At 59.1% G+C, this 6,121-nt stretch carries 5 protein-coding genes; all 5 read right to left on the bottom strand.

The genetic code is table 11. The annotated features are described in order from the left end of the window. Nucleotides 1-90: 90 nt before the first annotated feature. The 5 genes from amtB to QRD42_RS09685 all read right to left on the bottom strand — a co-directional run bounded on the left by amtB (nucleotide 91) and on the right by QRD42_RS09685 (nucleotide 6,056). Nucleotides 91-1,377 (bottom strand): ammonium transporter AmtB, encoded by a 1,287-nt coding sequence (gene amtB, locus QRD42_RS09705; protein ID WP_072567560.1) that lies wholly within the window; start codon nucleotides 1,375-1,377, stop codon nucleotides 91-93. A gap of 30 nt (nucleotides 1,378-1,407) precedes the next feature. Next, on the bottom strand, nucleotides 1,408-1,746 hold the full coding sequence (gene glnK, locus QRD42_RS09700; protein WP_002891893.1) for a P-II family nitrogen regulator: 339 nt from the start codon (nucleotides 1,744-1,746) through the stop codon (nucleotides 1,408-1,410). Between the two features lie 254 nt (nucleotides 1,747-2,000). Further along, nucleotides 2,001-3,779 (bottom strand): SmdB family multidrug efflux ABC transporter permease/ATP-binding protein, encoded by a 1,779-nt coding sequence (locus tag QRD42_RS09695; protein ID WP_072567559.1) that lies wholly within the window; start codon nucleotides 3,777-3,779, stop codon nucleotides 2,001-2,003. Continuing rightward, entirely contained in the window at nucleotides 3,772-5,544 is a 1,773-nt protein-coding gene (locus QRD42_RS09690; RefSeq protein ID WP_321986976.1) for a SmdA family multidrug ABC transporter permease/ATP-binding protein, read from the bottom strand. The genes QRD42_RS09695 and QRD42_RS09690 overlap by 8 nt, the downstream gene beginning before the upstream one ends. 53 nt (nucleotides 5,545-5,597) lie before the next feature. Further along, nucleotides 5,598-6,056: an Lrp/AsnC family transcriptional regulator gene (locus QRD42_RS09685; RefSeq protein WP_199775920.1), complete on the bottom strand. Its 459-nt coding sequence runs from the start codon at nucleotides 6,054-6,056 to the stop codon at nucleotides 5,598-5,600. Nucleotides 6,057-6,121: the final 65 nt, after the last annotated feature.

The following is a 6,121-nucleotide window of genomic DNA, read 5'->3' as shown; positions in this document are numbered from 1 at the left end:
GAGCCGGGTGGCGGCTTCGCCTTACCCGGCCTACGAGATAAACGCAGGCCCGGCAAGCTTGCGCCGCCGGGCACAGTTTAAGGTTAATAATCAGGCGTTGTAGGCATTCTCGCCGTGGCTGTTCACGTCCAGACCTTCACGCTCCTGCTCTTCCGGTACGCGCAGGCCAACCGTCATGTCCGCCACTTTGAAGCCGATGAAAGCCACTACCGCAGACCACACCACGGTGATGGCGATACTTTCCAGCTGTACCAGCACCTGATGGCCCATGGTCACGCCTTCTGCGAAGCCCACGCCGCCCAGAGAAGAGGAAGCGAATACGCCGGTCAGTACGCAGCCCACGATACCGCAGACGCCATGCACACCGAACACATCGCAAGGGTCGTCGACACGTAACCAGCGTTTCAGCATAGTCACACCCCACAGCCCCGCCAGACCTGCCGCCAGACCGACGATCATCGCACCGCCCACGCCGATATAACCGCACGCCGGAGTCACGCCAACCAGACCAGCAATCGCACCGGAACAGGCGCCCAGCAGCGAAGGTTTACCGCGCAGCGCCCACTCACCAAAGACCCAGGACAGAATCGCTGCCGCTGTTGCCACCACGGTGTTAACGAAGGCCAGCGCGGCGATTTCGTTCGCGGCGCTTGCGGAACCGGCGTTAAAACCAAACCAGCCCACGTAGAGGATCGCCGTACCGATAAACACCATCGGCAGGTTGTGCGGTTTGAAGGCTTCTTTACCGAAGCCGACACGTTTACCCACCAGGTAAGCGCCCACCAGACCGGCCACCGCAGCGTTAATGTGCACCACCGTACCGCCCGCAAAGTCCAGCGCGCCGTGGGAAGCCAGCAGACCGCCGCCCCAGACCATGTGCGCAATCGGCACATAAGAGAGCGTCATCCATACCACCACGAAGATCAGCACCGCAGAGAAACGAATACGTTCCGCCAGCGCACCGACGATAAGCCCGACGGTAATACAGGCAAACGAGCCCTGGAACGCAACGTGAATATACTGGTAGAAGCTGCCCATCACCGCCGTCAGCTCGATGTTTTTCAGCATCGCCCAGTTAAAGTTGCCGAAGAAGTTATTGCCTTCGCCGAAGGCCAGCGAGTAGCCATAAACCACCCACAGGATGCATACCAGCGCGAAGGTCACTGTTACCTGCGTCAGCATCGACAGCACGTTCTTGCCGCGGATCAGACCGCCGTAGAACAGGGCGATGCCGGGAATTGTCATAAACAGCACCAGCGCGGTGCAGATCATCATAAAGGCGTTGTCCGCTTTGTCAGCAACAGCCGGGGCGGCCAGCGCCAGTCCCGGAAGCAAAGCCAGCGCGGCAAGTACGGATTTAAAAGTTGTTTTGCTCATTTTTCCCATCCCTATCACTGTGTGCAGGAGTTACAGCGCCGCTTCGTCGGCTTCGCCGGTACGAATGCGAATGACGCGTTGCAGCTCGGCAACGAAAATTTTGCCGTCGCCAATTTTTCCGGTGTAGGCCGCTTTGCTGATCACGTCGATCACTTCATCGAGCTGATCATCAGCAATCGCCACGTCAATCTTCACTTTTGGCAGGAAGTTAACGCTGTACTCGGCGCCACGGTACAACTCGGCGTGACCTTTCTGACGCCCGAAGCCTTTCACTTCAGTCACGGTCAGCCCCTGAATACCAATTGAAGAGAGCGCTTCACGCACGTCTTCGAGTTTGAATGGTTTAATCACCACGGTAACCAGCTTCATAAAGTTCCTCCAGGCGGAATTCGGTAATGGCAGCAGCTAACATGGTTCTGGTATTGCAATCGCTGTGCCAGAAATAAAAACGAGGAGAAGTTCAGGCCGTTACGCCGTGTGGCGAGGGGAAAAAGCAAAAGGGAAAAGTGTGACGGGGATTCAGATTGTTCCTGGAAAAGAAAAACGCACCATGCCAGTGCAGGGTGCGTTGCATTTTTGCACCAACAGCGATGGCTGTCAGTAGCCTGCCTGATAATGGTGCATCAGGCGATAAGCGATTCTTCTTTCGTGGCGGCGGCCAGCTCTTCCCCGGCCAGTTGCAGCTGGTACATCTGCCAGTAGCGCCCCTGCGCATTTAACAACGCCTGATGGGTGCCGCGCTCCACCGCCTGACCGCGATGCAGCACCAGAATGGTATCCGCCTCGACAATGGTCGACAGCCGGTGAGCGATCACCACCAGCGTGGTCTGCTGGCGGATCGCCGCCAGCGCCTGCTGGATCGCCTGCTCGGTGCCCGAATCGATATTGGCCGTCGCCTCATCAAGGATGAGGATCTGAGGAGTGCCGACCAGCACCCGCGCCAGCGCCAGCAGCTGTTTTTGCCCGACGGAGAGATTATTGCCCTGCTCCCCCAAACGGGTATGAATTCCGTCGCTCATGCTGCGCGCCAGCTCCGCCAGCTGCACCGTTTCCAGCGCCTGCCAGACCTTCTCTTCGCTGATGTCGCGCCCGAGAGTCACGTTTTCAAAAAAGGATTCTGCCATTACTACCGGATCCTGCTGCACCATCGCCACGCCGTTGCGCAGCGCGTTATGGCCGATGGTGGAGAGCGGACGTCCGTCGAGGCGAATTTCCCCCCGGGTAAGCGGGTAGTAGCCCATCATCAGGCTGGCGAGCGTACTTTTGCCGCTGCCGGTATGCCCCACCAGCGCCACAAAACTGCGTGACGGAATGGTCAGATTAATGTCCTGCAATACCAGCCGGTCATCACGATAGGCAAACGACAGGTTTTCGATCTCAACAGCGCCGCTTTCCAGCGGGCGATCGTCATCGCCGTAGGTCTGGCGCGGGCGATCCATCAGTTCAAACACGCGCTCCCCCGCCACCACCGCCTGCTGCAGCATCGACTGCTGGGTAGTGAGTTCGATCAGCGGTTCGTTAAGCCGCCCCAGATAGCTGATAAAGGCATAGAGCACGCCCACCTGTATGGTGCCGACGGCGGTAAAGCCAAACAGCATTAACAGGCCGCAGAGCACCAGCGCCGAAAACAGGCTCAGCAGCGGGCGCAGCAAAAAGCCGTCAAGGCGCAGCGTCTGCATACGTGCCGTGTAGTGCGAGCGGCTGGCTTCCCCCATCCGCTCGCCAAAGCGCGCCTGCTGGCGGAACTGCTGGATGACGCCCATGCCGTTGATCACTTCGTTAAAGCCGTCGTTGATGTCGGCGAGATAGCTGCGCAGACGACGGACAATAGGCGTGCTGTAGCGCTGATACAGCGCCATCACCACCAGCACCGCCGGGAAAATGGTCACTGCCACCAGCGCCATACGCCAGTCGAGGGTGAACATCGCCACCAGCATCGCGCCGATCAGCGCCGCGCTGCGCAGCACGGTTGCCACCACAGTGACGTAGAGATCGCGGATCACTTCGGTATCGTTGGTCACCCGGGAGATCAACTGCCCCACCGGTTGGGTATCGAAGGCGCTCAGCGGTTGACGGAGCGCCGCATCCATCACGTCGGTACGCAGTTGCTGCACCACGCCCACCGCCGCCTCGTTAAACAGCAGCGACTGCGCATAGTGCAGTCCCGCCGCCAGCAGTTGCAGGCCGATATAGGCGGCCGCCATGCCCGCCAGCAGGCCCCACGGCAGGTAACTTTTGGCGACCATGTTATCGATAAAATAGCTGATCAGCGCCGGGCCGGAGACTTCGGCAATCGCCGCCACCCACAGCATAACAACGGCGCGGGTCAGGGGTTTACGCCAGGGCTTGCCATACACTAACAGCCGTTTGAGCGTAGGCCACAGTTGCCCAAAACTACGCATTGGCAGGATCCTCTTTTTCTTCCGGCGCGTCATCCAGCGCCGCTTCCAGTTGCTGATAGCGATACATGTCGCGATACCAGCCGGGCTGCTGCGACAGCTGGTCGTGATGACCGCGCTGAGCAACATGTCCGTGCTGCATCACCAGAATTTCACTGGCTTCGGTAAGGGCCGACAGGCGGTGAGCGCTGATGATCACCGTGCGCCCTTCTCCCCACTGCCGCAGGTTGTGCAGGATCTCGTGTTCGGTTCGACCGTCCACGGCGGAGAGCGCATCGTCGAGGATAAGGATCTCGGCATTGAGCAACAGCGCGCGGGCAATAGAAATGCGCTGTTTCTGTCCGCCGGACAGCATGACGCCGCGCTCACCCACTTCGGTTTCATAGCCCTGCGGCAGGCGCAGAATGTCTTCATGGACGCTGGCAAGTCGCGCCGCGTGTTCGATCTCCTGCTGCGTGGCCCCAGGCTTGCCAAGGGCGATATTGTTCGCCACGGTATCGGAGAATAAAAACGGCGTCTGGTTCACCACCGCCAGACGACTACGCCAGGCGTCGAGCTTCAGGCGCGGCAGCGGAATACCGTGATAGGCAATCTCACCCTGATCGACATCGAAATGGCGCTGGATCAGCGACAGCAGGGTACTTTTCCCGGCACCGGTCGGCCCGCAGATGCCGAGCATTTGTCCGGGATTAAGCGTGAAATTGACGCCGTTCAGCGTGGCGCTGTCGGTTTGCGGATAGCGGAATTCGCGAATGGTCACCGCCAGCTCGCCGCGTCCGTCCGGCAGGGATTCGCTACCATCGTTGACCACCGGGGCTTCCGCCAGCATATCGCGGATACGGGTGTAGGCGGCGCTGCCGCGCTCGACGATGTTAAACATCCACGCCAGCGCCAGCATCGGCCAGATCATCAGTCCCAGATACATGATAAAGCTGGTCAGTTGCCCGAGGGTTAACGAGCCGTTGACCACCATCCAGCTGCCGCCGCCAATGGCCAGCAGATTCGCCATGCCGATGGCGATATAAATCGTCGGATCAAAACGCGCATCCACGCGGGCGACCTTCATATTTTTGCGCCCCGTGTCGGCGGCATCGGCGGCGAACAGCGCCGACTGGCGATCTTCCAGGCCAAAGGCCTTGATCATGCGGATGCTGGTCATGCTCTCCTGGGTCCGGTCGTTGAGCGAGGAGAATGCCGCCTGCGCCAGCTTAAAGCGCTCGTGCAGCTGGTCGCCGTAGCGCTTGATGACAATCGCCATGATCGGCATGGGCAGCAGTGCCAGCAGGGTGAGCTGCCAGCTGATTTGCGTCGACATCACCACCAGCACCACGCAGCCCATCACCAGCGAATCCACCAGCGTCAGCACCCCTTCCCCGGCGGCGAACACCACGCGATCGACATCGTTAGTGGCGCGCGCCATTAAATCGCCGGTGCGGTGGCGCAGGTAAAACTCCGGATGCTGGCGGCTGAGCTGGCGGTAAAAATCCTCACGCAGTTCAACGGCGAGCTGGTAGGAGGCGCCGAAAAGCAGCACGCGCCAGACGTAGCGCAGCAGGTAGGTGACAATCGCCACCCCCACCAGCAGGCCGATCCACAGCAGCACCCGGCTGGTGGTGTAATGTTGTTGCGTCACGCCATCCACCACATAGCCCACCACTTTCGGCGGGATAAGCTGCAGGATGGCAATAAAGATAAGCAGGGCTACAGCACCGAGATAGCGTCGCCATTCCCGGCGAAAGTACCAGCTTAATTGAGCAAATAATCGCACGCGGTCATTTCCTGAACGTGATTTTCCGGCGGTGGTGCTTCGGGCCGGGAGAGTTATTCAATGGGTAACGCAGTGGTGAACTTTATCTGTTCCATGGCGAAACTGGAGGTCACATCGGACAACCCAGGTACGCTGTTCACCAGCCGTTTATAGAAATCATCATAGCGCTTCATGTCGGCGACCTGCACCCGTAAAAGGTAGTCGTATTCGCCGGCCATGCGCCAGAAACCTAACACTTCGGGCAGCGCATTGACCTCAGAGACAAAGCGGCAGTACCAGTCGCGGCTGTGATGCTGGGTTTTGATCAGCACAAAGGCCGTAAGCCCGAGGCCGAGCTTTTCCGCATCCAGCAGCGCGACCCGTTCTTTGATCACGCCGTCGTCTTCCAGCCGTTTCAGCCGTTTCCAGCAGGGAGTGGTTGTCAGATTAACGGCATCCGCGAGCGCCTGCAAAGAGAGGGTGCAGTCGCTTTGCAGTAATGAAAGCAGCTTTCTGTCAATTTTATCTAGCATTGCCCCCTCCGGGAGAATTTCTTTCTCCTTAAAGTCTATTTCAAAGGTCATAAAGCAACAATTTT

It is taken from the genome of Enterobacter sp. PGRG2 (assembly GCF_030291195.1).
Lineage (GTDB): Bacteria > Pseudomonadota > Gammaproteobacteria > Enterobacterales > Enterobacteriaceae > Enterobacter_D.
The sequence above is the reverse complement of the archived record's forward strand: the minus strand, read 5'-3'. Positions and strand labels throughout refer to the sequence as shown.

Excerpts from the sequence above, each read along its gene's own strand:
- glnK (WP_002891893.1), bottom strand. The coding sequence starts at position 1,746 with ATGAAGCTGGTTACCGTGGTGATTAAACCATTCAAACTCGAAGACGTG.
- QRD42_RS09695 (WP_072567559.1), bottom strand. The coding sequence starts at position 3,779 with ATGCGTAGTTTTGGGCAACTGTGGCCTACGCTCAAACGGCTGTTAGTG.
- amtB (WP_072567560.1), bottom strand. The coding sequence starts at position 1,377 with ATGAGCAAAACAACTTTTAAATCCGTACTTGCCGCGCTGGCTTTGCTT.
- QRD42_RS09685 (WP_199775920.1), bottom strand. The coding sequence starts at position 6,056 with ATGCTAGATAAAATTGACAGAAAGCTGCTTTCATTACTGCAAAGCGAC.